The organism is Roseovarius aestuarii (assembly GCF_019966515.1).
GTDB lineage: Bacteria > Pseudomonadota > Alphaproteobacteria > Rhodobacterales > Rhodobacteraceae > Roseovarius > Roseovarius aestuarii.
Genome location: NZ_JAIMIB010000009.1, coordinates 35358 through 61388, shown reverse-complemented (window position 1 = coordinate 61388; position 26031 = coordinate 35358). Strand labels below are relative to the sequence as shown.

25 protein-coding genes and 2 pseudogenes are annotated in these 26031 nt (G+C 53.5%); 15 read left to right on the top strand and 12 right to left on the bottom strand.

The genetic code is table 11. The annotated features are described in order from the left end of the window. Positions 1-271 precede the first annotated feature (271 nt). A complete protein-coding gene (locus LC334_RS12240; RefSeq protein ID WP_085801046.1) occupies positions 272-1411 on the bottom strand; it encodes an AI-2E family transporter in 1140 nt (379 codons plus the stop codon). Between the two features lie 421 nt (positions 1412-1832). After that, positions 1833-2078, bottom strand: coding sequence for a hypothetical protein (locus LC334_RS12235; RefSeq protein ID WP_223412977.1), 246 nt, complete (start codon positions 2076-2078; stop codon positions 1833-1835). A 417-nt stretch (positions 2079-2495) separates the two neighbouring features. Between LC334_RS12235 and LC334_RS23055 the strand changes: the two genes are divergently transcribed. The 7 genes from LC334_RS23055 to LC334_RS12205 all read left to right on the top strand — a co-directional run bounded on the left by LC334_RS23055 (position 2496) and on the right by LC334_RS12205 (position 7735). Next, positions 2496-2627: a hypothetical protein gene (locus LC334_RS23055; protein WP_263286442.1), complete on the top strand. Its 132-nt coding sequence runs from the start codon at positions 2496-2498 to the stop codon at positions 2625-2627. A gap of 409 nt (positions 2628-3036) precedes the next feature. After that, entirely contained in the window at positions 3037-3429 is a 393-nt protein-coding gene (locus tag LC334_RS12230) for a hypothetical protein (protein WP_139836426.1), read from the top strand. 400 nt (positions 3430-3829) lie between these two features. Next, complete coding sequence (locus tag LC334_RS12225; RefSeq protein WP_223412968.1) at positions 3830-4141, top strand: hypothetical protein; 312 nt, start codon at positions 3830-3832, stop codon at positions 4139-4141. After that, a complete protein-coding gene (locus LC334_RS12220) occupies positions 4138-4491 on the top strand; it encodes a hypothetical protein (protein WP_085801050.1) in 354 nt (117 codons plus the stop codon). Before LC334_RS12225 ends, LC334_RS12220 begins: the two co-directional genes overlap by 4 nt. Before the next feature lie 46 nt (positions 4492-4537). Next, a complete protein-coding gene (locus LC334_RS12215) occupies positions 4538-5329 on the top strand; it encodes a hypothetical protein (protein WP_223412967.1) in 792 nt (263 codons plus the stop codon). 46 nt (positions 5330-5375) lie between these two features. After that, positions 5376-6617, top strand: coding sequence for a DUF1611 domain-containing protein (locus LC334_RS12210; RefSeq protein WP_223412966.1), 1242 nt, complete (start codon positions 5376-5378; stop codon positions 6615-6617). Then, a complete protein-coding gene (locus LC334_RS12205; protein WP_085801052.1) occupies positions 6614-7735 on the top strand; it encodes an alanine/ornithine racemase family PLP-dependent enzyme in 1122 nt (373 codons plus the stop codon). Before LC334_RS12210 ends, LC334_RS12205 begins: the two co-directional genes overlap by 4 nt. A 403-nt stretch (positions 7736-8138) precedes the next feature. Here LC334_RS12205 and LC334_RS12200 read toward each other — a convergent pair. The 5 genes and pseudogenes from LC334_RS12200 to LC334_RS12180 form a co-directional block, all read right to left on the bottom strand. Further along, positions 8139-8714: pseudogene (locus LC334_RS12200) on the bottom strand (tyrosine-type recombinase/integrase); the annotation flags it as partial. Positions 8715-9022: 308 nt separating this feature from the next. Then, the gene (locus LC334_RS12195) at positions 9023-10483 is read right to left on the bottom strand and encodes a trimethylamine methyltransferase family protein (RefSeq protein WP_085801053.1); all 1461 of its coding nucleotides are present in this window, start codon (positions 10481-10483) and stop codon (positions 9023-9025) included. Between the two features lie 39 nt (positions 10484-10522). Next, positions 10523-11149 carry a carboxymuconolactone decarboxylase family protein gene (locus tag LC334_RS12190; protein WP_085801054.1) on the bottom strand — a complete coding sequence of 209 codons (627 nt, stop codon included), beginning with the start codon at positions 11147-11149 and terminating at the stop codon, positions 10523-10525. A 29-nt stretch (positions 11150-11178) separates the two neighbouring features. After that, positions 11179-12261: a hypothetical protein gene (locus LC334_RS12185; protein ID WP_085801055.1), complete on the bottom strand. Its 1083-nt coding sequence runs from the start codon at positions 12259-12261 to the stop codon at positions 11179-11181. 132 nt (positions 12262-12393) lie between these two features. Beyond that, complete coding sequence (locus tag LC334_RS12180) at positions 12394-13422, bottom strand: LacI family DNA-binding transcriptional regulator (protein WP_085801056.1); 1029 nt, start codon at positions 13420-13422, stop codon at positions 12394-12396. 403 nt (positions 13423-13825) lie between these two features. Here LC334_RS12180 and LC334_RS12175 point away from each other — a divergent pair, with 403 nt between their 5' ends. Beyond that, positions 13826-15478, top strand: a complete 1653-nt coding sequence (locus LC334_RS12175) for an ABC transporter substrate-binding protein (RefSeq protein ID WP_377151088.1) — start codon at positions 13826-13828, stop codon at positions 15476-15478. 293 nt (positions 15479-15771) lie between these two features. On the opposite strand, the gene LC334_RS12170 is transcribed toward LC334_RS12175, so the two are convergent. The 3 genes and pseudogenes from LC334_RS12170 to LC334_RS12160 all read right to left on the bottom strand — a co-directional run. Continuing rightward, complete coding sequence (locus tag LC334_RS12170; protein WP_139836427.1) at positions 15772-16365, bottom strand: hypothetical protein; 594 nt, start codon at positions 16363-16365, stop codon at positions 15772-15774. Continuing rightward, positions 16310-16714, bottom strand: a complete 405-nt coding sequence (locus tag LC334_RS12165) for a hypothetical protein (RefSeq protein ID WP_223412965.1) — start codon at positions 16712-16714, stop codon at positions 16310-16312. Before LC334_RS12165 ends, LC334_RS12170 begins: the two co-directional genes overlap by 56 nt. A 63-nt stretch (positions 16715-16777) precedes the next feature. Beyond that, positions 16778-17080, bottom strand: a pseudogene (locus LC334_RS12160) (integrase core domain-containing protein); the annotation flags it as partial. Between the two features lie 251 nt (positions 17081-17331). On the opposite strand from LC334_RS12160, the gene LC334_RS12155 reads away from it, so the two are divergent. After that, on the top strand, positions 17332-17511 hold the full coding sequence (locus LC334_RS12155) for a hypothetical protein (protein ID WP_085801058.1): 180 nt from the start codon (positions 17332-17334) through the stop codon (positions 17509-17511). 300 nt (positions 17512-17811) lie between these two features. On the opposite strand, the gene LC334_RS12150 is transcribed toward LC334_RS12155, so the two are convergent. Both LC334_RS12150 and LC334_RS12145 read right to left on the bottom strand, forming a co-directional pair. After that, positions 17812-18804 (bottom strand): MBL fold metallo-hydrolase, encoded by a 993-nt coding sequence (locus LC334_RS12150; protein ID WP_085801059.1) that lies wholly within the window; start codon positions 18802-18804, stop codon positions 17812-17814. 121 nt (positions 18805-18925) lie between these two features. Then, on the bottom strand, positions 18926-19879 hold the full coding sequence (locus LC334_RS12145; RefSeq protein ID WP_085801060.1) for a LuxR C-terminal-related transcriptional regulator: 954 nt from the start codon (positions 19877-19879) through the stop codon (positions 18926-18928). Positions 19880-20075: 196 nt separating this feature from the next. On the opposite strand from LC334_RS12145, the gene LC334_RS12140 reads away from it, so the two are divergent. The 6 genes from LC334_RS12140 (at position 20076) to LC334_RS12115 (ending at position 26001) form a co-directional block, all read left to right on the top strand. After that, positions 20076-21110 carry a zinc-dependent alcohol dehydrogenase family protein gene (locus LC334_RS12140; protein WP_085801061.1) on the top strand — a complete coding sequence of 345 codons (1035 nt, stop codon included), beginning with the start codon at positions 20076-20078 and terminating at the stop codon, positions 21108-21110. Positions 21111-21244: 134 nt separating this feature from the next. Next, positions 21245-21760, top strand: a complete 516-nt coding sequence (locus tag LC334_RS12135; RefSeq protein WP_085801112.1) for a YHS domain-containing (seleno)protein — start codon at positions 21245-21247, stop codon at positions 21758-21760. 27 nt (positions 21761-21787) lie between these two features. Next, positions 21788-22249 carry a rhodanese-like domain-containing protein gene (locus LC334_RS12130; RefSeq protein WP_139836428.1) on the top strand — a complete coding sequence of 154 codons (462 nt, stop codon included), beginning with the start codon at positions 21788-21790 and terminating at the stop codon, positions 22247-22249. After that, complete coding sequence (locus LC334_RS12125; RefSeq protein ID WP_085801063.1) at positions 22246-23094, top strand: alpha/beta hydrolase family esterase; 849 nt, start codon at positions 22246-22248, stop codon at positions 23092-23094. Before LC334_RS12130 ends, LC334_RS12125 begins: the two co-directional genes overlap by 4 nt. Before the next feature lie 86 nt (positions 23095-23180). Beyond that, a complete protein-coding gene (locus LC334_RS12120) occupies positions 23181-24803 on the top strand; it encodes a thiamine pyrophosphate-binding protein (protein ID WP_085801064.1) in 1623 nt (540 codons plus the stop codon). After that, positions 24790-26001 carry a CaiB/BaiF CoA transferase family protein gene (locus LC334_RS12115; RefSeq protein ID WP_085801113.1) on the top strand — a complete coding sequence of 404 codons (1212 nt, stop codon included), beginning with the start codon at positions 24790-24792 and terminating at the stop codon, positions 25999-26001. Before LC334_RS12120 ends, LC334_RS12115 begins: the two co-directional genes overlap by 14 nt. Positions 26002-26031: the final 30 nt, after the last annotated feature.

Below are 26031 nucleotides of genomic sequence, written 5' to 3'. Positions count from 1 at the left end.
CGTGCTTCAAAAATAGCCGACGATAGACTGTACCCCGTGGTTCCCTAGCAGCACGAGAGAACAAATCGGGCGAAAGCAGTGATCGGTTTAATGGCTAATTTGCCGGATTGTGCTCTGGATTGCTCTAGCGAGCGCGACGAATGGTGCAGGTGGAACGATTGGAAATTGCGGCCCGTTAACACACAGCGCAACAATTTTATTTACGGTCGATTGCTCAACGAGATGAAACCGTCATTTACCGTGATCCAATTTACGCAAAATCAATCCGCTTTCAGGCACTTTTACGATCGTCGTCATCAGGTCGAGTTGTTTCGTGAAAGCTATCAGGGTCGGGCAATCCTTCCCGAGAAAGGATTATGGCGATCGGGCGAAGTGCCTTGATGTGAGAGCAAACAATCATAATCGAAACCATAATGGGGACTGCCAGGAACATGCCCGGAACACCCCAGACGGCGGCCCAAAAGGCCAGCGATGTGATGATTCCAAAAGATGAAAGTCGCAACGCCGTGCCAAGAAACAGAGGATCAAGTACTTGTCCGACAACAAACTGAATCGTGGCGACGATGGACAGCACCGCCAAGCCGGTTACGTTGTCACCAGTCTGCACGTACGCCACAAGTGCGACAACGATAGTTGCGACGATTGAGCCAATATTAGGAATGAAGTTCAAGACGAAGGTAAGAACCCCCATAGCGAATGCAAGTTCGAGCCCAAAAGTTCTCATCACCGCATAAACAAGCATCCCTGTAATAGAACTTATGATAGTTTTGACCAGTAAATAGCGGTTCAATCGGTGCATGATGGAAGAAATAATTACCTCCACACGTGCCGCGCGGTCGGCGCCTCCCATCAGGCTGTTTAGCTTCGTCGAAAACCACAATCGTTCAAGAAACAGAAATCCCACGAAAAGCGTTACAAGTACTGCGCCTGATGCAATGTTGCCCGCCTGTCCCGCCATTGCGGTTAACCAAGGTTCCAGCCGAACACCTTTCAACCAATCAAGAACAGCTAATTCAACATCTTCCCCCATCCAGCTAAACAGTTCGGCAACTGCCCTTTGAGCAGGATCGGTATATTGCAGGATTGTAAACACGGCGGTGTTTGCTTGCGTAAGGATGATCGCGGAAACCAAGATCAAAACCGTGGCAATTGTGATCACTGCCAGCGTCGAAGCAAACCAAACTGAGATTTTTGCACCGCCAAATCGGAAAGTTTGGATGTAGCTAATTGCGTCCGAGGTCAGCGAAAAAAGCATGATCGCGATGGCTAGCGAAATCAGAAGGAATTTGGCCTGCACCAAAAGAAAAAGAATGACAGCAAATGCAATGATGCCAAGAAACCAAAGTTGAAGCCGCCGCGGCTCATGGTTTGAAGGTGGAACGGGATGATTAGGATCAGACGGGGCAGTCATTTGATGTTATTGGTTACCGCAATGCAGGTTTTATCAGTCGTCAATCATAGCTTACGGGCGGCGAAGCACCTGAGCAAGGCATAGGAGAGTTGGCAACTTTCGAGCGTTAATAGCCGATCTTCGATACGTTAGTAGGTTCGGCCCGAATGTAGTACCGGCTGCTGTTCGCAGGTGATTTTCTGGCATGTTCTCGGAAGTCGCTCGCGGACAAAGTGTTAGTTCGCCGCACGCGCGGCAGTAACCGCATTCTTCGCTTCGCTTCGCGTCCGTAGCGAAAAGGACCTTGGGTGACGAGGTGAACCATCACTTCGCGGACTGAAGATGGCTTCCGTTGCAGTGCCGCGGTCCGCTGCTTTCCTAAGAATTCAGGCAAACTGTTCGGGCTATTTTCCCATTTTGCATGGACAAAAGCCGGACGGATTTACTTCTTATCGCGAGCAGATTTCTCTTCTTTGGTCAGCTTGTTATTCCAAACATTATTGCTCAGACCCATCTCGCTTGGCATCGGTTTGGTCTTGCCGATGTTTACTTTGCCGCCCTTGCTCAGAAATTCCTGAATAAGAGCATCATCTGTAGTTTTTTTGGGAATATGTTTCATAAAGACGAGCCTAGCCTTCGCAATCACCCCAAGCAACAGACGTTGTTCTACTCCGCGACCCTTCTTCAAGAGGGCTCGACCAGTTATTCGTTTGAGCTTTGACTTCGCGATGTGTTGGGTATAGCGATAGCTTGTGGTTAAGAAAACCGTTCTCGCGGTGCTGCCGATGTCGGGTAACCACGGCCTTTCGAAACTTGTAGCATATTTTCTGTTCCCGCCAGGGCGCAGAAATCAGCATGTTGTCATACCCCAGTTTCGCAGCCCGGGTAAATCTCTGCAAAGAAAGGCCGGCCAAATTGGAAAAAGGCACACTCAATGAAAAATTGGGGCGGCGTTTGAAATCAGACCATTCGTCTTTTCAATCACCGAGTAACAAGTTCCGGATCGCCATTATCGCGGCAATCGCTTTGGCAACGACAGGTGTAGTTTTCCTAATAATTCGACCCTGACTTAGCTGACAAAACCCCATCAAAAAGGAATGTATCGATGTCATTCAACGACTTATTCTCCAAAGAAGCTGAAATAAAGAAAACTGCAGAAGACGCTAAAAACGAGGAAACCCCCTTGGCTGACTCAAAGGGCAAAGAAAAACCCAAGGATCAGCAAGGCAAAAGCTAGAGACCAACGGCTCAGGCGCCTTATGGAGTTAACCGGATGGGTGAACGTGGCCGCGATGGACAATAACTTGTCTTCAGCCGATATAGCATTGCTGCAACTGCTGATAAACGCGGGGTCCCATACATTTCCTTTGGTGACCGATGAGGCTGACAACCGCGCGACGCTCCATGCTGAAAACTTGGTATCTCTGGGCTTGGTTGAGCGAGTTACCGCTTTGCCGAATACGGGTACGACATACCATATTACTCTGAAGGGCCGGTTCGCGTTCGATAGAATTTTGAGTATCGGCTGAACGTAAGGCATCAACAAAACAACCATCAAAAAAATTCTTTGGCGACCTGGCGAACACCTAGCAGCAGTTGGGTCGCCATGAATTACTTGATGCGGAGTTGACCGGAGGAGACAGAAATTGAAGCCATTTTCAGAAGTTTCAACTATGACCGCAACCGAAACCCGGACTCTGATAAAAAATGCATTCAAGCTCCCCGGACTCGCTTCGCAGAATGAAATGATGATTGGGATTCGAATTCTTGAATCAGTTGCGAGCAACGGATTAGATAAGATGCCGCCTCAGAGGTATCCGAGCCCGAAAAAGAGCCCTGAAATCGAGGCGCGACGTCAGTGCATGGCTGACATTCTATCCGACAATCCCTTAGGTCGATCGGACATCAGCGAATTGTTTCCCGACATGACACCCGGCAATATTCGCGATGACCTGGCACATCTGCGACGGATCGGTTTGGCCATCAGGATCGGCACTGGAAACCAAATCAAGTATATCAAACAGAGCAGAGCGCTATAACTTCTAACCGGACACATGACCCGTTCCGCAGGATTTCTACAATCAGCTGGAGACATAACCTCATCGATACATATTGCTTAATCTGCCCCCAGTTATCTCCGAAGGATGCCGACTTCGGTCGGAAAAACTAGTGGTCAATGATTTTTTCATTACCTCGACACGGTGAATTTTTTGTTGGGCGGTGATTGATTAGCGTGGAGTGAGGCGGTTACGGCAGTCGTTTTAAGCGTTTCGGTTCATGTTGATTGAAAACGGCAGACCGAGTGACTAGGTTAATAACTACAAAGTTGCCTTTCTGTACAGGCTTGGGACACAGCCCGCACGTTTAGCTGCAATCCGCTATCACAAAAATTGAAAAGTCGTGCCCCTTGCGGGTTTTCGAAATATGGAAGGGTTGCCTGTGACCTCGCGCACGACCACGTCGACCGTGACCTTTGTTTATCCATTCCTATTGCCTGGTTACTCCAATGAATTTCCCGCGAGCACCTACAAAATATTCGCGGAAGACGAACTTCTTACAAACCTTAGCTTCGCGGCATATCGCCGGACCGCCACGCATATACGGATCGAGCGGGCCGATGTCACGGGCCGGACCGAATTGCGACCGGTAGATCAGCACGACCTGGATTTGGCTCTTTCCCAAGACCAGTCCCGCATAAACCAACAAAACAACAGCGAAGCGGCGCTTTCTCCGCAGGAGGTAAATAAGTGACTTTTCCAGAATGGACCAAACCCGGCATCTATGGCGCCATCATAGGCGCAGTTGCCGTATCTATCATTGGCTTTAACTTCGGCGGATGGATGACCGGCGGTAATGCCGACAAGATGGCGAAAATGCATGCCAACGACGAGGTAGCGCAGGCCATGGTGCCCGTTTGCCTGGGAATGTCCGCTTCGGATCCGCAGCGGGTTGCAAAACTGGCGACCATCCGCGAGGCAAAAGGGTACAACCGGCGCAACGAGATCATGAAAACGGGCTGGGCGACACCACCTGGCACAGATACGCCGAACCGTGCACTGGCGGAAGCATGCATAGACGGGCTTGAACTTGATGCGTCGTAAACCAGAAAGGGTGGCAAGCAATTTTGCATCAGGGCAGGCTATCCGCATGCTGCCCACGCCTTTCGGCAATAAAGGTATGGCGATGCTTTTTGCAGGCACAATTTGCGCTCTGCTGGCATTTACAGTGCCGTCTTATTCGCAATCGGGGACTGGATCGATCCCAGGCAATGCGCATGCCAAAAGCTATGGTGAGGGATGGGAATGCGATCTCTCATATCGACTGGCAGGGGATCAATGTGTCGCCGTTATTGTGCCGCAAAACGCTTTTCCCACAAACCAAACCTACGGCGCGGGATGGGAATGCCATCACGGCTTTCAGGAAGTTAATGGGGGCACCTGTGTGGAAGTCGCTGTTCCTTCCGGTGGGTATCTTGATGCATCCGGGCAGCAGTGGAAATGCCTGCGCGGTTTCCGCAAAGTTGGCAAGACCTGCGAAGAAATTGAGCTGCCGGATCACTCCTATCTGTCAGAAGATACCTACGGCTCAGACTGGGATTGTGATCGGGGCTATGAGGCCAACGGAAATGAATGCGTTGCCGTCGTCGTGCCAGAAAACGCCTATCTGAATTCAAAAGGTTACGGCGCGCCCTGGACCTGTGAGCGCGGGTACATTGAGGCAGACCGCAAATGTGAAGCCGTTATCATACCCCAAAACGCTTACTTCTATGACGTGAGCTATGGCTCAGGTTGGAAATGCGACCGCGGATATGAGGCGGTTTCTGAAAACTGCGCTGAAATAATCCTTCCTGAGAACGCGCATCTCGACCGGTCTGGCAATCGATGGTCGTGCAACAAAAACTTCCGGCGTTCAAAGGGCCTTTGTCGTCTGAATAACTGACACGCTGGGCACAATTACCCAATACGCCACGCCAGGTCTCTCGGGAATGGGGTTCGGTGCGCGTGCAATTCAATCAAAAGGAAGAAATATGGACATCGAGCTCAGAATCTCAGATTCAAAAAAACGAAATTCTAGAGGGGCGCAAGCCCCGCCATCCGCAGAGGCTGGAAATTCAACGATCCCATCCAAAAACTTTATCTCAGAGGCACCAACCGCCATCGTCTATTGCGAAGGGAACTTCGGAAACACCGATGGCAAAACCGCCAACGGGCTTATCCGACATTCACAGGCATACCGCATCGTGTCGGTTATCGACAGCGAACACAAAGGACTGGATAGCGGGCAGGTCCTTGACGGTATCATCAATTTCATTCCTGTATTTTGTGATCTTGAGGCGGCTGTCGAGCATCAGGCATCCATTACCGACGCCTTTATCTACGGTATGGCCCCCTCAACCGGAAGGCTATCGCCGAAAGATCGAGGTATCGTTCTGGAGGCGATCGAATTAGGCATGAACATCGTCTGCGGATTGCACGAATATCTCAGCGATGATCCAGAGATCGCCGCCGCTGCCAGAGCGCGAGGGGTCACTATTAGGGACATCCGCAAACCGCGCCCGAGCAAAGACATGCGCCTGTTTGACGGCAGTATCGCTGGCGTGAAGGCGTTACGGATCACGGTTCTGGGAACCGATTGCGCAATCGGTAAACGCACGACTGCCACGGTGCTTGCCCGAGCGCTGAATGAGAAAGGCATCAAGACGGTACTCGTCGGCACGGGTCAGACCGGTCTGATGCAAGGCGCAAGATTTGGTGTTGCGATGGACGCGGTGCCGCCCCAGTTTTGTTGTGGAGAGCTTGAGCGGACGATTGTCGAGGCGTCGGTCGCTGAACAGCCCGAAGTCATTTTGATCGAAGGCCAGGGAGCGTTGAGCCATCCGGCCTTCTGCACTTCCGCCTTCATTTTGCGCGGCAGTCAGCCCCATGCGGTTATTCTCCAGCATGCCCCACGACGGGCCCATCGCTGTGATTTCCCCAATATGCCGATGCCCGATCCGGTAGATGAAATAGCCCTTATCGAAGCGTTCTCGGATACCAAGGTGATTGGTTGCACTCTCAATCACGAAGGCATGCAGGCTGATGAAATCCGGGTGGCGATCAACGAGCATACGACGAAACTTGGTCTGCCGGTCACAGATGCCTTGAGCCAGCCTGTGGATGAATTGGTTGCCATCGTTCTGAAGTCTTATCCCCATCTACAAAAAAATCCTGCCGTGGCCGCAGAATGACAGCACCGCGCATCGACGTAGATCTGGAGAAAATCCAGCTGAATGCTCAGTGCCTGGTCAACAGACTGAGGCCTCGGGGTATCGGTGTGACCGGTGTAACCAAGGGCGTTTGCGGCTATCCTGAAATCGCGAATGCGATGCTGCAAGGTGGTGTGGTCGGATTGGCGGATACGCGCATCGCGAATGTCGAACAGATGCGCAGAGCGGGTATTACGTGCCCGATTTCGATGCTCCGCACACCGATGCTAAGCCAGATAGACCGGATCACGAAGCACTGCGACGCCAGTTACAATACCGAGATTGCAGTGATCACATCTTTGGCAGAAGCAGCGCGGCGCCGAAACAAGGTTCACGGCATCATTCTGATGGTAGAAATGGGGGATATGCGCGACGGTATTGCCCCGGGCGACCTTGATACGATAGCGCGGGAGGTCATAAAAATGCCCGGCGTCGCTCTGAAGGGTATCGGCGCAAACTACGCTTGCCTCAACGGTACGGTCCCGGATGATAAAACGATGGCGGGTTTTTCGATGTTGGCAAATGACATCGAAGGCGCATGCGGTCCATTTATTGAAACGGTTTCCGGCGGCAACTCCGTGAACTTGCCATGGGCCATGAGCTCTCAAAAACCCGGTCGTATCAACGATCTGAGATTGGGCGAGGCGATCTTGCTCGGTGTTGACCCAATTTCAGGTCAACAAATCGGAGGACTGTATCGCGATGCATTCACGCTCATTGCTGAAGTGATTGAAACCAAATCCAAACCAGAGCCACCGACTGCGCCAATCGTTGAAACGGCCTCCTTAAGGTTACGGATCCTGCCTGATTGTTGCGACAAGAAGCGTTCGATACTCGCAATTGGACATCAGGATATTGATATTTCTGGTCTGGTGTTTCCACCAGGCGTCGCCCCAGTTGGCGCAACCAGCGATCACCTAGTGGTGGAAACGAACGACCACCGACTACAGGTCGGAAGCGAAGTCAGCTTTCAACTGAACTACAGTGCTCTGATGCGGAGCATGAGCGCACCAGGCATAGAGAAGATAATGCGCCATTCGGGGGCTTCACCCATACCTGATCTCGCGAAGCGCAATCGCTCTGAATTAGCCTTGGTTTAGCTCGAATGGAGGAAAAATTGACCAAACATCCTCAGGAAATAAATTTGACGGTGCAGTCAATCAATGATGTCCCCAAAGGCCGCACTTGTTTGAGATGCCGCCAAGTTTTTGACAGCGCAGGGTTCGGAGATAGAATTTGCCGTCGTTGCAAGGGAAGCAAGGTTTGGCGAGATGGCATTCCACCAACTTTTGGCTCGCCCAGCAAACGCTGAGTTTCCTCAGAATGCAATTGAATTTCTTGACTTTCTACCTGAGAAAACTCAGCTTTGTGCAGTTATCGGTGGTTCATACATTGCGCAGCTTTCGTTGTATTGGGGTGATCTGACCCTCTTCTGCGATAAGACAGTAGCTCTGGATTTGATTGGCGAACTGCAAGAGCCGCCTGCCAAAGTGGTTCGGATGTCATCCGTTCTGCCATGCTCAGCGCATCTTCCAACTCGACGCCAAGGTAGCGCACAGTACTATCGACTTTCGTGTGTCCAAGCAGGAGCTGAACTGCCCTGAGATTTCCAGTCTTGCGTTAGATCTCTGCCGCTTTTGTGCGGCGAAGAGAATGGGTGCCGTATCCGCTTGGGTCCAAGCCAATCGACGTGACTAAGTCTCGTACGAGTCGGCCATATTGGCGCGTAGAGATATGGGGGCGGTCATGGAAACGAATGGGAAACATGAAGCGGCAGCCGATCATCTCCGGCGACTTAATCCATGCGAAAATGGTATCGCGTGTATTTTCATTGAGTTCGAACTGAACCGGTCGCCCGGTTTTGCTCTGGATCACCGAAACCCGTTCACGAACGCGATCATCTTTGGCCAGATCGGTTACAGCGAGTTTTGCCAGATCGCGCAAACTGCCTGCAAGTTTGAGACGTGCACGGATCGCCCATACCTGCTTCGGAAGCAGCGGTCGTTTCTGACCGACGATCCGCCCCGTGTTCGAAGCTCGGCGTTTCGGGGTGACCGCGGGAAGTTGGACTCTCGGCATGGTTTGCCCTCCAATCCTCCCGCCAGACCCAGACATCAGCGCCCCGTTGACGCCTCAATCTACTAGTGGTTTGAATGGCCGTTGTCCGATTACATTTTGATTTGGCAATGCCACGGATGCATCGGGCTGGTTTGAGCCCAAACTGCTAAATGCTGCATCGCGCCCGAATGATATCCACCGGACATTAACACACATGGCAACCTTCCGGGTTATCCACTCAGAATCTGCCGAAGCGCGTAATCATCTGCGTTGTGTATGTGCTGGCGGTTTCGAGAGATGCATCGAATATCGAGCACCTACTCACCTTTTTATCTCAACATTTCTGATAATTTGTGACCGATCCTTGCTCGCATATCTGGGCTGCCACGATCAAGCCAGGCATCCGCATCCGAACGTTCAAGTAGTGTAGGGAACCAGTTCTCACTCAAATATCGGTCCTGGGTGTGTTGATCCGTCAGGTAAGAATTGTCCAACGCCGCACGCTTCACGACTTCGACAGCGATCGCATCTGCGTCCACCACACATCCTCCCGCCATCTGATTGGTCCAGCCGACCAGTTCATCGCACAATACCAGCATCTCGAGAGAGCCGGTGCGCCCTCCTGACAAGTAGCCCAGATTGTGTACAAAAGGCGTACTGGCCAGTGCCGCAATTGCCATGTTCGCTCCGGCTTCTGATGCGGCCTGGGCGTCAAAGTCATGCGAGTCGCTGCAACCTGCACCGATCCAGGATGGAATGCCTACCGAGTTAAAATAGTCTGCAGCGCCCAGACCGTTCAGCATGTATTCTGGTGATCCGTAAGCCAGGTCCGCTTGTCGCATGTCCATTGGCAATACAGCCGAGCCGCTGATGACCGGTGCGCCCGGTTCGGCCAACTGATGAACGACAATACCGGCGATGGCCTCTGCCGAGGATTGCGCGATGGCACCTGCCACGCTGATCGGGCTCGACATGCCGGGAAAGGTGGCCGGATAACAGACGATTGGCACGCGGGCTCGGGCGCCGTTAATGATGCGCTGGCAAAAGTCTTCTGGCAGCTTCAGGGGCGAAATGGGGCCCATCAGCTCGAGTGCGATCGGCTTGTCGGCAAGATTGCCCGCGCCACCCGCCAGCGTTTTCAGGTGGTCAAATATCCGGCCCTGGATTTCATCATCATGCGCCAGGATAACCGCTGGTTTGGAACAATGTTCCAAAAGTACCTTCGCGGTTTCAAGCGCTTCATCCTCGGCCGGAACATCACTTGGGTACCCAAGAGAGCACGACATCGCAATGTTGGGCAGTTTTTCGCAGACAATCGCCGTATTGCGTATGTCGTCCAACTGGCACGGCCGCAATTCACGGGTAACGTGGTCAAGAACACGCACGCAATTGTGCCCCGGAGCATAGGACGACAGCCTGGAGCTTGTATCAACGCTCAGGTTCCCGTTCAGGTCATAAAGCTTCACGCATCCCGGAACAGTTGAAAGAGCCCGGTGCACCAGGTCGGGCGACATCTGGATATATCCATTGGCAGCTTCTCGACAGCCCTGCTCTTTGAGCAGCATCGACCGGGCGCCAGCGTGTTCCACCTGCACACCAAAATCCCACAGGATCTTTAACACAGCCTCATGCACGGCACTTGCGTCTGTCTTGTTCAAAAGGGTCAGCCGATGGGTCTGCTCTTTCAGTTTGGCAATGCCCGACATATCAGCCTTCCGGCTGATGCGGGCCTTGCGAGAGCTTTCCCGGCGCCCACGGCGCGTTGTCTTTTCCTGGTCAATGGCGCTCATATTTTAAACCTGTGCTGTCTGTGTTCATCGGCGGATCCATCAACGCGAATGCGCTGTTTGGTGGTTTACGATCTGCTTCAGACTATCGGGTTTGATGCCGATGCTCTCACCTCCGAGCTGAATTCCCAAACCGTTGATCATCCTGACCCAATAGCCGAAACTCGCCGCAACCTGATTGGTCTGGACGATTTGCGCTTCGGTCAACCCGGCCTGCCTCAGCTGGTCGATATCCGCTTCGGTCATGTCAGCCGGGTTCAGGCTTAGTTTCCTGGTGTAGATGGCCATAGCCCGCATGTCGGGGTCGATTGCGTCCGATGCCAGATCACCACGTTCAAGGGCACTGAGAATGTCCCTGCCGGCCTCCCGGGTGGCGGCCGTATTCAGAAAATTTTCGCCATGATGCGCATGGGCGTAGGTGCATTCGGCCAGGATCGCGACATAAGTTGCAATGAATTCACTTTTATAAAGGCCGAGCGGGCTATCGTCTGAATGCAAAACCGCTCGGTAAAACTGATCGGCAGACAGCATCGGTGCTGGCCAGGCCAGCAATGATTGATACAGTCGATGCAACGTCCCATCTTCACGACAGATCATCGCCTTCATTTCGGGCGTCAGCGCATCGTCAAGGGTATTTTCGGTTTTGATCCAGCAAACATCATCCGCCATGTTGGGTATCCATTCAGTGTGTCGGTTATTCACAAACCGATGCTCTGGTTTGTTCGCAATTGCGTTTTGGTGATGTTGAAACGGGTTCTTACATCCGCCGTTTCGTCGGACAGGAACATCCTGACCTCACCATCGCGGATAAATTCTTCGCCATCGAAGCTGACAGTCGGGTCGATCACATGCCAATTGATCTCACCGGGAGGATAATCGCCGCAGGTGTGGAAGTGCAGATGGCGTGGGCTGCCGAAAATCATTCCATTCCAGCGCACCGGATCATCAACCGCCTTACCGTTGTAGATTGTCCCGGGGTTCAATCCTGCATGCCAGGAATGAATTTGCGTCTCATCAAGGTCGAATAGCTCTGCCACCATTTTTGAATGTGCGCGGAAGGCATCAACAACCTCGGGGTCGCCCTGCAGATCCACCGCATGACCGTCCGCGACCGTTACCGTGATTGGACTCTCCAGATGGAATACCTCGGGGGAGTAGGCATGCGTGTTGGTTCCCGTGACGAAACGGTTCAGAACAATCTGGCCGTTCATCGAGTTGGCCGGTACCGGCCGATGTACGCAGATCGGGAACAGGTTTACGGAAAAACTGCTGTCGGCCTTATCGGAAACGGTCGAAACTTCCGGCATGTCCCCGGATACATCCGTACCGGCTGGACAGGTCACGCGCCATCTTTTGCGTGTCGCCATTTCACTGTTAAACCGGCCAACCATTTCCTTCATGAAGGGATGCGGGAAGAGAGCCGCGTCCGAACCCAAGATCACATTGTCCAGAGTATAGATCATGGTTTTCGTGCCGTGCCCGGGTAACTCACGAAACCTCATCTGATCACCGATGCGGTTCATGAATACCGTGTGGTCGACATGGAGCATTGCCGCGCCCAATGCCTCCGGCACATCGTCGGGCCCATTCGCGCGTGGGGTCGACATCGTCAGAACGGTTGCGCCCATGTGTCGCGCGGTTTCTGCAATGGCCAACGGAACAGTGTCGTCAAAATATCCCAGCCCATATTCTTCTGAAACAAGAAGGATCGTCTCTCCCTTGTCCAGACCAACACAATTGATCAATAGATTCTGGGCACCCGATACAGCCTTGTCAGTCACCAGAATGCTCCCTTATGTCAGTCGAATACTTTTTTTTGTAACGTTACAATCACAAAAAATACGCGAAATGCAAGCTATAACTGATTTCGACATTCCCGATGGGTCATCTGACCCAAGAGTCGGCGAAACGCGTTACGCGGACGCACCGTCAATCAATTCGATCGGACAGGTAATCGTTGTTTGTGTAAACGTCCCGTGATCGAGGCAGTGCAACAATTCGTCGGCCCCGATCTCTCCCATCTTGTAAGCTGGTGAGCGAACGGTGGTCAGTCGAGGCCAGGACAGAAGGTGAAGTCCAAAGGCATTGTAACCTGTCACACGGACATCCTCAGGAACCGAAAACGAAGACTGCTTGAAATAGTCCAAAACGGCCAATGCCATCGTGTCGTTGATGCACATCACGGCTTCGGGCAGGCCGGAAGCGGCAACATAGTTTTTCAAGACCTGTTGAACGTCTTCGACGCCGCAATCACCACATTTCAGGACGCACACATTCTCCACACCAGCGTTTTTCAAAGTTGCAAACATGCCTTCTACACGATCATTCACGGCGGCCCATTCATTCAATCCACTGGTTAGAATGACGACGTGCTGCTTTGCGTTCTCCAGGACCTTTTCGGCCAGCGCTCGCGCTCCCGCGGTCTCATCCTGTTTTACGGTGCAAACGGTCGGTTTCCCGGCGCCAGGTATCTCAAGAAAAACCAGCGTAGGCTGATCAAGCTTCTGAATGATCTCGAATTGCGCCAAACGGTCTTTGTCGGATCCAGACAGCAAGACAGCGATGGCATCTGTTCTCAAGTTCTGAAGGAAGTTCGAGCTGTGAAAATCTTCGGGAGTGATCCCCTGCAAAAGTACGGAATATCCCTTCTGATTGAGCCGGTTGCTGAACCCCGAGATGATCTGGGTTGTGTATCCGTCCGACAAATAGTGGTCAGAGCGATCCACCACGACAATTCCGATCGACCAGGCTTGTGACGTACGCAAACTGTGAGCGCCGAAGTTCCTGCGGTAGTTCAATTCCGAGACTGATTTGCCGACGCGCTCGCGCATCTTATCCGACATCAAGTCAAACCTGCGATTGACGTAATTGGATACCGTCATCGGCGAAACCCCCGCATGTTCGGCGACCTGTTTCACAGTTGTGCGCTTGTTCTTGGCCATATTCTCACTGTGTTCAGCTTAAGAGTATTCAACTGTAACTATGCTCATCTCGCACGCAAGAGACATTAAGTCTTGCGTCAGGCTATCAGAAAACGCTCGGAACTCTATCCACAGGAATAACGGGCTGTCGAAGGTTAATATTTTTATTGTAACGTTAAAATAATAAGTTTAACGTTACAAGATCACAAGTTTAATAGCAAATGAGGTTGAAGAGATCCGGGCATCCAACTTGCGAAGCGACCTGGCGCCAAGCGCCAAGGTTTGTTGTCAGATTATGGGATATCTGGCCGCCAATAGTTGCTTCCTGCTTGTGCGCTGACACACGCGTATTTTCCCCAAAGCATCGGCTCTTGTCCGATTGGATTAGAAAATCGAAGTCGCGCGAATCCGGCTCATTTTCGGCATGGATGGGATTCCAATTTTCAACAGGGAGAAACGAAAAATGAAGGACAACAAAGATAGCACAGCTTTAAGTCGTCTATTGGCAGCAGGAAGAGGTCAAAGGATTTCGCGCCGCACCTTTATGGGCCATGCCACTGCGACCGGCTTGACCGCTTCGGCGGCTTCGGGGCTTTGGACATCCAAAGTTTCGGCAATGACACCCGCGCAGGGCGGTACGCTCCGTGTGGCGATCCATGATGCCAACACCACAGACACCAATGATCCCGGTCAATACATTTCGGTGTTCATGATCCATCTTGCTCATGCGTCACGCAGCTATCTTACGCAGGTCATGCCGGATTCAACCCTGGGCCCCGATATGGCTGACAGTTGGCGTGCTTCACCCGACGCGAAGGTCTGGACTTTCGAGTTGAACAAGGATGCTACATTCCATGACGGTCGCAAGTTCACCTCGAAAGATGCAGTAGCAACCATCCGGCATCATCTAGGAGAAGATTCAACGTCGGCCGCGAAGTCTCTGTTATCCAATGTCGTGGATGTCCGCGCCGACGGAGATCACACGCTGGTCATCGAACTGGATACAGGATTGGCAGATCTGCCATGGATTCTGACCGATTATCATCTGGCGATTGTGCCTGCGGACGGCGATGGAAATGCTGACTGGAAAGGTGGTATCGGTGCGGGGCCATACCGCGTGATCAGCTTTGAGCCGGGCGTCGGCGCAAATCTGGCGAAACACGAGGGATGGCATGGCGAAGGCGCATATTTTAATGCAATCGAGCTGCTGGCGATCAATGATCCGAACGCACGGCAGACAGCACTCGTTTCGGGCGATGTTGATGCGGTAAGCTCTGTGGATCTGAAGACGTTGTCCTTGTTGCAAAAACGCCCGGGCATCGAAATCCTAAACCTGCCCTCGGGGTCGGCCGTGACCCTTCCTATGCATGTAAACAAGGCGCCTTTTGACGACAACAATGTGCGCATGGCCCTAAAACTGGCGATTGACCGGGAAGATCTGATTGAAAAAATCCTGTTTGGCACCGCCTCTGTCGGCAATGATTTTCATATCTCACCTTCGATGCCCTACTACCCCGCAGGAATTCAGCAGCGCGCCTATGATCCGGACAAGGCCAAGTGGCACCTGAAAGAAGCGGGAGTGGACAGCTTGGATCTGGACATGTCGGCCGCAGATTCGATCATGCCTGGAGCAGTGGATTTCATCACCTTGTATTCCCAGCATGCCAAGGCTGCCAATATCAACATAAAGCCGATCCGCGAACCGAACGACGGCTATTGGACCGACGTTTGGCTTAAAAAGCCGTTCATCTTTTCGAAATGGGGTGTGCGGCCAACACCAGACACGATATTCACACTGGCCTACAAGACCGGCGGGTCCTGGAGCGAGGCTTTCTGGAGCAATGAACGGTTCGATGAACTCTTGCTCCAGGCCAAGTCAGAGCTTGACGACACGCTGCGCGCCGAAATGTATCGTGAAATGTGCGAAATTGCGCGGGACGAGGGCGGTACCATTCTGCCAATGTTCACAAACTACGTTTACGCGCATAGCGATAAGTTGGGTCACGCGGAGCAGGTCGGGGCAACGTGGGAATTGGATGGTGCCCGCGCCTATCAACGCTGGTGGTTTAAAAGCTGAATGAAACACAGTCGCGGGATAGAAATCTTCGGCTTTTGAGTCTCCTCATTCTCTGATCCTCCGTTTCCTAAACATAATGGTGGACCCATTCAAATGGGGAGGCTCACTCTCCCGAGTTCCGCGATCTCGCGTCCAGCACGCAGAAGGTCTATCGCGGGATTGTCGAGAAATTCCGGGAAAAGCATGGCGACAAGCCCGTGCAATTGATGCAGCGGCGGCATGTTCAGACGATCCTGGCAGAGAAGGCCGAGACCCCAACGGCGGCAAGCAATCTGCGCAAGCGGCTGATCCAGTTAATGGATTTCGCGATCACGCTGGACTGGCGCGGCGACAACCCCGCGCGGGCGACGAAGCCGTTTCGCGTGGGCGATGAAGCGCCAATGGTCAAAAACCTCAAGTTCAGCCTCCCCGATACCATCATAGAGCTCATCTATATCTGGAAAATTGGCAATCGAAGACTCGAGCTTCAAAGACAAAATTCGTTTTCCAGCGTCCGAATGCATTCTCATCAATCTAGTCTCGATGACTATCGGCTTATTGCTATTCTTTCCTGTTGTTAATTCATCGAGGAGTTCCACAGAAAATTTCAATAGTTCAATATCGATAGGCGACGCGATTCGATACACATCTAACTTCAGATCTCGAAAAGTATTGATTACAGCTACTTGGATCAAGCTCGTCGCCAGATGACTACTCGTAATTGCTCGCTGCTCAGTTAGTTTTGCACGAGCTCCAAGGTCATTGCCGTTTGGATCGATTTCTTTTGCTTTTTCAAGAAGTTTTCTACAACTTGCACTAATGCCAATTACCCTTTCGTCTTGGAAATTTTTGTCATCTTTGCTCCTTTCTAGGTAATATCTGTTGAGTGCGATCGCGAGGTCTTCCACAAAAAAACTTTAGCCCATTTGATTTATTTCCCGTACCTTCCTTGTGGTCTCTCACAAGCGCCAATTTGGCATCCTCGCTGTACCTAATGGCCGTGTCTAATCGTCTCTGATTTGTTGCTAGTATTCGAGTTGCAACCGCACAGAAATAATACGCTTCACGACCTGTGATATGTGATCCAGAATTTGCTTTCACCGGAATGTTACGAATTTCAGCAAGTGTTGAATTCTTAGAACGGTTAATTATTGCTAGGGCACGCTTGGCATGGCTAAGCGCCACCGCCCACTTATTTGCGCGGGCAAATGCCACAGCCAAAACAAGGTATTTGACATGGCTGAGTTGCCTGTCCATCATCAGGTGATTTGAGACAGATGACTGTTTGACTTTGTTGTGTCATTGCTCATCTGGTTTCAATTAAGCAGCGGATTTAGCGTGCCGCAAGCGCCTTAGTTTCATGGTTCTTCTTTTTGTCCTTTCGCGTACTAGCAATATTGTGTGGCCGCGGCCTGTGTAGACATCAGCGGGTGTCAGATTCCTCAAGCTCTCATGGTAACGCTGATGGTTGTAGTGGCCGACGAAGGCGGCGACATGTGCTTCGAGATCACCGGGCAGGAAGTAATTCTCCAACAAGAAGCGGTTCTTAAGTGTCTGATGCCAGCGTTCGATCTTGCCTTGGGTTTGCGGATGATAGGGTGCGCCGCGTGTGTGCGGCATGCCTGTGATTCCTTTGAGTCAAACCTTAGACGCGGAGGACCGGAAAAATGTTTCCTAAGATGGGCAAGACTTTTCCAAATGGAGACGGGAAACGAATAAATCGAATAGAATACCAAACGGCAATTGCGGCCGCTTTGAACCGAGAGTTCGGTGGTTCGCACCGGGCGATCAAGACGGTCATGAAGTAGACTGGAGTTTCTGAAAGAACTGCAAAGAATTGGATCGCTGGGTTCCATGGGCCGGCTGGAGAGCACTTGATCGAGCTTCTGCGAAATTCGGATGAGGTGGTTGCAACGGTGCTCTCGTCGTCCGCACGAACCGAGTTGCAGATTGCGGCGGGACTTCACGAAGCCCGTGAGACCCTTCTGCAAGCACGCGGAACAGTAGACGCGCTCCTGGAAGTTTCCGGGGCAGAGGCGGCTGAAAACGAGTAGGCGGGATTTTGCCCCAGCTACGCGATATTTCCGAGTAGTGCAGCGTTTCGTTAGCCCAGCTTCGCTCGATCAAAACCAATAAAATTCAGTAATTTAGGAATTCACCTAGGGTTTCCTTGGTGTTCTCGCATGTCGCCATTTTAGTAGAGACTGGTTCGCATTGGTCTCCCAGCACCGCCACTACACATGATACCACTTTGCGCGGCGCCCAAATTCGCGGAAAATCATAGAAAGCGCTCGTCGGTGCTTTAGGTCGGGCAAGAAGACATGCTATCTCCTCGCCCGAGCCGAACCATGCATCTAGCTGGTATGGGCATGGTTTCCAAAGTAAAGAAATTCACGGTCCATACCGGCGACATCACCCGCCTCGAGCGACAGGCTTGCGCTATCGAGTAACTTGAAGCTTTGTTGTGCTTTGACCCACTCGTCAGCATGTTGAAGCGTGGTCAGCGTATAGCTGGTGGTTTCGCTCAGATAATGCGTTGGAATGACGATCTTTGGCTTGAGTTTGGTGACGATATCATTGCCTTGCTGATAGTCCAGAATGTGCTGGGAGCCGTCAACCGGGAGCGTCAACACATCCACCTGGCCAATAGCATCCCAGAACTCTTGCGGCGGGTTATGGCGATTGTCACCCCAGATAAGCGTCCTGATACCACCGGTTTCCACCAGATAGACCACCATATCCATGTGGCCGACGTTGTCTGGCGGGCAGGCATTTACGCCAAATTCACCAAGCGCATTGGTCCAGTTGTACCACCCGGGAGCGCGGCAGACATGTTTGTCCGCGAAGCCCGTGATCTTGATATCAGCAAACTCGAAATTCCCGACCATCCGATCCAGGACCATTGTGGAAATCGGTCGATGGATTGCGTCGTGATCGAAATGGGTGTGTGTCGACAAGCAGATATCGACCGGTGTTTCCGGGAATTCGTTCTTGAACCAAAGTCCCCAGGCGCCGGACGGGTCGTCACGCCACGGATCAAACATCAGGGTCGCGCCGCCGGGTGAAGTGATCTTGATTGCGCAATGGCCATAGAAGTCGATGCCGACCGCGCCTGAAACGGCGTTGCCGGTGGTTTTCTGCAACTCAATGACACCATTATTGTTGCCGGGCTGCGTCCAGTCGGTCGACTGGGCGTTGGCCGAAGTACTGCTGAGCAAACTAGCAGCCCCTCCGACACCAGCGGCGCCAGCGGCCATGAAGAACGATCGGCGGGACAGGCCGGTTGCCAGATCATCCTTGTTACCATTGATGAGCGTGGGCTCTAACTTAAGGTCGTTTCTGTCCATTTTTTGTTATCCCTGTGGTTGCACATCTGGACCTGTCGCCAGATCAGACAAGGATAACAGCGATGTGGACCCACACTTGTATTAGAATAACATTGGGAAAATATGGGGATAATCCCCATGTTTAGTGAAGGGATAGCAGCAGGCTGCGCAGGTTCTTTCCACTATGCCTTAGGCCCAGCTTGGACCTGATGTTATTGCGGTGAAATTCAATTGTGCTGCGCCCTCGCGACAGTGTGCGTGCGATATCTTTTGTGGATTGCCCCCGCATAATCATCTGGGCAATCTCGCGTTCGACCGGCGTCAGGTTTTCCATGACTGCCATCAACTGCCCGCTCATGTTTGCGGTGATGGACTTCAACTGTTCTTCGGCCATATCCAGATAGGCGCATCCTTTGGGGTCGCCATCCAGCCGGGTGCGCAGCCGCGCCAGGTGAGGCATCACCAGACCTTTTATCTGGCGTAGCAGCTTGAGATCATATTCTTCGCGCGCCTGTTCGACACTGCCCAGCAACACGCGCAGTGCTGTGTTGGCCTCTTCCAGATCGGCGGTACGCTTTGTGACCCGCAGTTCAAGTTCATCCAGGGTTGTCTGCAATTCGGCTTCCAACGCGATCCGCCGGCTCATTTCCGTGAACAATTCGAGGTCCGCTTCGATCACTCGTGCAAATTCCTGCAATCCTTCGCGGAACAAAAGCGCACGCCGGTTGCGCCTGATATCGAGCACGCAGATCGTGCCGAAGATGTCGCCGTCAGGCCATTTCAGCGGGTAACCGATATAGAAGCTCATGCCATATTCCATATCGTCGTTGTCCGCCCATTTTGGATCACAAGCGGCGTCCTCGACAACAAGTTCACCGTCATTTTGCAAGACGCCGTAGCAATAGAGCTTTTCGCTGAAGGTGAACTGGCAGCCAACGGGATAGGGATTGTTCTCGGTTTGACTGGTTACAAAAACCGAATGATGCGGCTCGTCGGTGCGCATTATCAAGCTGGCCGGCACGTCGGCGACGCGGGCGATCAGGTCAACAATACGTTGCCATTTCGCGATGGTTTTCGTTGATATCTCAGGTTTCAAATGTGCCCTATCCCTGCCAGCTGACCTGGGTCAAGGCGATATTAGGTTTATTGGGCTCTTGCGGGCAAGCAGTCTCCAACCGCTATGAGGTGTCAGATGGTGGCTGTGCTCTTTGTTTTGATTTTGACCTGCAAGCAGAGTATCGCATTTATGAACTCGGGTCTTGAGACCTGATTTGCCAATCTATGGGTGTGAGATGCGCGCTGCTGTTGTCAGAAACTTCAACGAAGACCTGTCGATAGAGATGGTCGAAGATCCAACGTGCCCGGCAAACGGCGTGGTTCTGGAAGTTGCGGCCTGCGGTGTCTGTCGCTCTGATTATCATGGTTGGGTCGGAAAACATCCCAAGGTCGAAAATGGCTCGATCCTCGGACACGAATATTGCGGAACCGTGGTTGAGGCAGGCCCACAGGCGAAATACAAGGTTGGTGACCGTCTGATCGCGCCATTTATACTTGCTTGCGGCAGCTGTCCGACCTGCCACACCGGCGCGTCTAACGCGTGTGAGCATTCCGTCGTGCCCGGCTTCGGTGCCCCCGGGGCCTATGCAGAATACGTGGGTGCGCCATTCGATCATAACCTCGTGTACCTGCCCGAAGGAATGTCACCGGCGATTGCAGCGGGCTTGGGCTGTCGTGTGACGACAGCGTGGCATGCGCTGACCGATCGGGCCAATGTCAGGGCGGGGGAATGGGTCGCCGTGCATGGTACGGGCGGGATCGGTCTGGCGACGCTGCTACTGGCAAAAATGCTGGGCGCGCGGGTGGTGGTCGTTGATATCGTCGAGGAAAAACTGAACCACGCCCGGCAATTGGGGGCGGATGCGGCGGTGAACGCTATGGAAACAGATGCGGCCGCTGCCATTCGCGACATCACCGGTGGTGGCGCGCATGTCTCGATCGAGGCGCTCGGGATCGAGGCAACCACCAATGCATCGGTCGAGTGTCTGGCAACACTTGGCCGCCACGTGCATGTCGGTATGCCCGCGGGTGACGGGCAGATGCAGATCAACATGAGAGCCATTTACGCGAAGCAACTCGCGTTTTTCGGCACGCGGGGCATGCCATCCTGGAAATACCCCTCGTTGCTGGGCATGATCGAGCGTGGCGCCGTTGACATACGCCCGATGGTTGCGAGGGAAATCCAATTATCCGGTGCCAGCGCCGAGCTCCGCGCGATGCACGGCCCAACATCTCCCGGTACCGCGGTGATCACGGATTTCACGCAGTAGGGGCCAAGCCGAGTTCTCATCATAAAATGACCTCACGAGATTACCCACGGTATTCTCAAGAATGCGTGAGACGGGGTGCATGAATGCCATGGACTGTTCTAGATAGCGTTCAAGCTCATCTGAAGGAAAACGAAATGAAACTCCTCCTCCCCCTGGCTCTTGCCGCGCTGACACTACCAACGCTTTCGATTGCTGGTCCTCAATATGTTGATGAAACCGGCTTTGCTGTCTCGGGCTATGATGTTGTTGCCTATTTCGATCTCAAGCAAAGCAAAGTTGGCCAAAGCCAGCCATCCGCTATTCCGGGCAAAAGCAGCATTACGGCTGAACATAATGGCCAGACATGGGCGTTTTCGTCCGAGGAAAACAAGGAACGTTTTCTGAAAGATCCGGACACTTATACACCGCAGTACGACGGTCATTGTGCCTATGGCGTCGCAGTGGGCGGTAAAGTCCCCGGCAACCCGACTCTTTGGCGTATTGTCGACGGAAAGCTCTATTTCAACATTACCAAAGATGTGGTCGGTTTCTGGGAAGAGGACATTCCGGGGCATATCAACATGTCCACCAAAAATTGGACCGACCTCGAACCGAAAGAAGCATCCACGAATACCATTCCACAGTTCACCTCTCATGCTCCTGAAAGCTGAATGACCGGAAATCTGGAACATAGACACATGCAAAAGACCCGGGGTGCGATCTTCAGGCCCAGCAGACGGCAGGTTCTTGTCACCGGCGTGATAGTGGCTTCGGGCGTAAGTGCCTGGGGTTTGTGGCCGGCCTCCGGATATGTCGGCGATACGCTGACACCGGTTGAGGCACACCAGGAAGCACGCGGCGGTCGGATTGTACTGGTTGATATCCGCCGTCCGGATGAGTGGGCCCAGACCGGTACCGCTAAGGACGCACACCGACTGGATATGAGGCGTGCTGACTTTCTGGCCGAATTGGATGTGCTTGTCGAAGGGGACAGATCACGACCGGTTGCCTTGATTTGCGCGCGCGGTGTCCGTTCCGATAGGATGAGCCAACGCCTGACCGATGCAGGGTTTACCAATGTGATCGACGTGCCGGAAGGTATGCTTGGGTCCAGTGCGGGGCCGGGTTGGTTGAGCAGGGATTTACCAGTTGTAAAATGAAGAATTTATCAAAAGCAATTTGGGCCTTGGCCCTGTCTGCCATGATGGTGCCTGTTTCGGCTGCGGCAGAATGTGCGGATCAACCCGGCGCGTGTAAGATAGAGGCCGGTAGCTATGAACTTCAACTGCCGATGCAATCAGACAGTCCGGCCCCGGTCGTCATCTTCTTGCATGGCTATGGGGGCAATGGAAAATCGGCCCTGATATCCGAGCATATTGCCGGTCCGATACTGCGGCGCGGCTATGCTGTCATCGCCCCGAATGCTTTGCGCCGGGATGGTTCAGGGCCGCGCGCCTGGAATTTTCATCCCGATTTCCGCACCGGTCGTGATGAATATGAATTCATTCGTGCAGTGCTGGCTGATGCGGCTGCCAACCATAATCTGGATACCTCACGCGTGCTGCTGTCGGGCTTTTCCATTGGCGGGTCGATGACCGCTTATATTGCCTGTGAAACCCCCGGTTTCTTTCACGCCTATGCACCGGTGGGTGGCAATGTGTGGCGACCGCATCCACTATCATGTGCCGCTCCGGTAAAAATGTTCCATACACATGGCTGGACCGATAGTACCGTACCGCTGGAAGGGCGGGTTGTTGGCAGCGGTTTCACGCAGGGTGACGTGTTTCATGCGCTTGGGATTTGGCGTCAGTCGAACCGCTGTGACCAGCCCCGGGCAAATGTATTTTCGCAAACGGGCATGTTCATGCGTCGCGCCTGGACCAACTGTGCACCCGGCTCGGCGTTAGAGTTTGCCTTGTTCCCGGGCGGTCACACGGTTCCCGAAGGGTGGGCAGATATGGCGCTGGACTGGTTCGAAAAACATGTTCCGCCAGTCACGAACTAGAGTCTCGCATCTTATCGTGTTTTCGGGCAAGTAAACGCCGGAATGTCCTGCCGTTGAAAACCGGCCAAATTACCCTGGGGGGTTACATGTCAATCAGACCGCGTCGCGCTGCGGATTATCTTGCAGAACGCCTGTACGAAGCCGGGTGCCGCCGTGCCTATGGCATGCCTGGCGGCGAGGTTTTGACCCTTGTTGATGCTTTGGCCGAGGCAGGTATTGAAACCGTGCTGGTCAAGCATGAAAACAGCGCCGGCTTTATGGCAGAGGGCGATTATCACCGAACCGGTGCGCCGGGCATTCTGATCGCCACGCTGGGGCCGGGGGCGATGAACGGGATCAACTCCATCGCGAATGCCTATCAGGATCGCGTGCCGCTGATCGTCCTAACCGGCTGCGTCGATGCAGATGAGGCGCAGACCTATACCCATCAGATCATGGATCACGGCGCTGTCTTCAAACCGATTACCAAGGCCAGCTATTGCCTGACGGCTGCCAGTGCCGACATCATTGCGGACAAGGCGGTTGGCGTCGCCACCGAAGGCCGCCCCGGCCCGGTGCATATTGATGTGCCCATCACCGTTGCAAACACCCAGGTTGCCATAACAAAATTGCGCCGGCGCCCCGATGCGGCGCCGCTGGTACCCGCCGCAGGTGGGGAACTGGACCAGGCGCGCAGCTGGCTGGCCGCCGCCAAACGCCCGGTCATGATCGCTGGCGTCGATGCGATGAATGAAGGGGCTGGCCCAAACATCAAGGCATTCTGCGAAACGTTCAAAGTGCCCCTGATCACGACCTATAAGGCCAAAGGGGTCGTCCCCGAGACGCATCCGCTTTGCCTTGGCGGCGCGGGGCTGTCGCCGTTGGCGGATAAGCATCTGTTGCCTTTCGTGCAAAAGTCGGACCTGATCATCTGCGCGGGTTACGACCCGATTGAAATGCGTCCCGGTTGGCGCGATGTCTGGGATGTTGAGACCACGAAGGTCATCGACATCAGCGCCGAACCCAACAGCCATTATATGCATCAATCCAGCGTTAACTTCGTCGCCAATACCGGCGCTACGCTGAAGGTATTGGGGGCGGACCTGCCCGGTGGCAATACGTGGCCTGAGGGGGAGATCACGCAGGTAAAGGCTGCACTGGCAAAGGCGTTTCCAACTGACGAGGCATGGGGCCCGGCGGCCGTCATCGACGAATGCCGCAAAGCCCTGCCTGCCGAGACGCTTGCCACGGCCGACAGCGGCGCCCATCGCATATTGCTGTCGCAAATGTGGCCGGTTTCCGAGCCTCGCGGGCTGATGCAATCCTCTGCCTTTTGCACGATGGGCTGCGCCGTACCCCTGGCGCTGGGCGCCAAGCTGGCATCGCCTGAACGCCCGGTGATTTCCTTCTCGGGCGATGCCGGATTTCTGATGGTTGCGGGCGAACTGGCAACCGCGGCAGAGCGGGGGCTGGCGCCGATCTTCCTGGTCTTCGTAGATGCCAGTCTTGCCCTCATTGAGCTGAAACAGCGCCAGCGCCAGCTTGCCAACAAAGCCGTTGATTTCGGTTGTCATGATTTTGCGGCGATAGCGCAGGCGTTTGGTGGCACAGGATACACTGTATCTGATCGCGCCGGGCTACGTGCGGCGATCAAAGCCGCGCTTTCCAGCGAAATCTTTACTGTTATCGCCGCCCGGATCGACAAGGGATCGTATGATGGTCGCTTCTGAGGAAACCGCCAACGGGCCGCTGCACGGTATTGTCGTCCTTGATTTGTCGCGTATCTTGGCCGGTCCGACCGCTACGCAGATACTGGGCGACCTGGGGGCTACGGTGCTCAAGATCGAAAACCCGAAATCCGGTGGTGATGATACCCGTGCGTGGGGACCAAACTATGCCCGGGCATCGAATGGCGACCCAACGGATTTGAGCGCCTATTTCATGAGTTCGAACCGGAACAAGAAGTCCGTTGCCATCGATATCGCCACGCCCGCGGGGCAGGATATCATCCGGCAACTGGCGGCTCGCGCCGATGTTGTCATCGAGAATTTCAAACCCGGCGGACTTGCGAAATACCGCCTTGATCACGCAACGCTGTGCGCGGCCCACCCCGGTCTGGTCTACTGTTCGATCTCGGGGTTCGGCCAGACCGGCCCGAACAGCCACCGGCCCGGATACGATCTGATGGCGCAGGGCTATGGCGGTATCATGTCGCTGACCGGTGAGCCGGATGGACAACCACTGAAAGTCGGCGTTGGCATCGCGGATGTCATGTGCGGCATGTACGCCACGATCGGCGTTCTGGCAGCCTTGCGCCACCGGGATCAGACCGGCGAGGGCCAACACATTGATCTGGCCCTGGTGGATACACAAATGGCATGGCTGGTGAACGAAGGCATCAATTTCCTCACCTCGGGAAATTTGCCGGAACGACGCGGCAATGCGCATCCCAACATCGTTCCCTACGATGCGTTTCAAGTCGAAGACGGGTATTTCCTGCTGGCGGTCGGAAATGACGCCCAGTTCCAGCGGTTCTGCGATTTTCTCGGCCAGCCCGACCTTGCCCGACATCCGGATTATGCAACCAACCTAAAACGGATCGAAAACAGGGTTGCTCTGACGTCACTGTTACGAGACGCGCTGATCTCTTACTCGAAATCCGAGGTATTGGAAGGACTGGAACAACGTGGCGTTCCGGCGGGCCCGATCAATACCGTGAAAGAAGCATTGGAAACGGATCAGGCATCGGCCCGCGATACGGTCATATCCATTTCCAAAGACACCGTTCAGGGCGGATCGGTCAAATTGCTTGGCAATCCGCTGAAATTCTCGATCACGCCTGTAACATATCGCCACGCACCACCGCATTTTGGCGAAGATACACAAGACGTTCTGGAGGCTTTCGGCATTTCCCCGCCCATTAAGTGAAAGAAACGGCATTCCCAGATAAACCGAAAT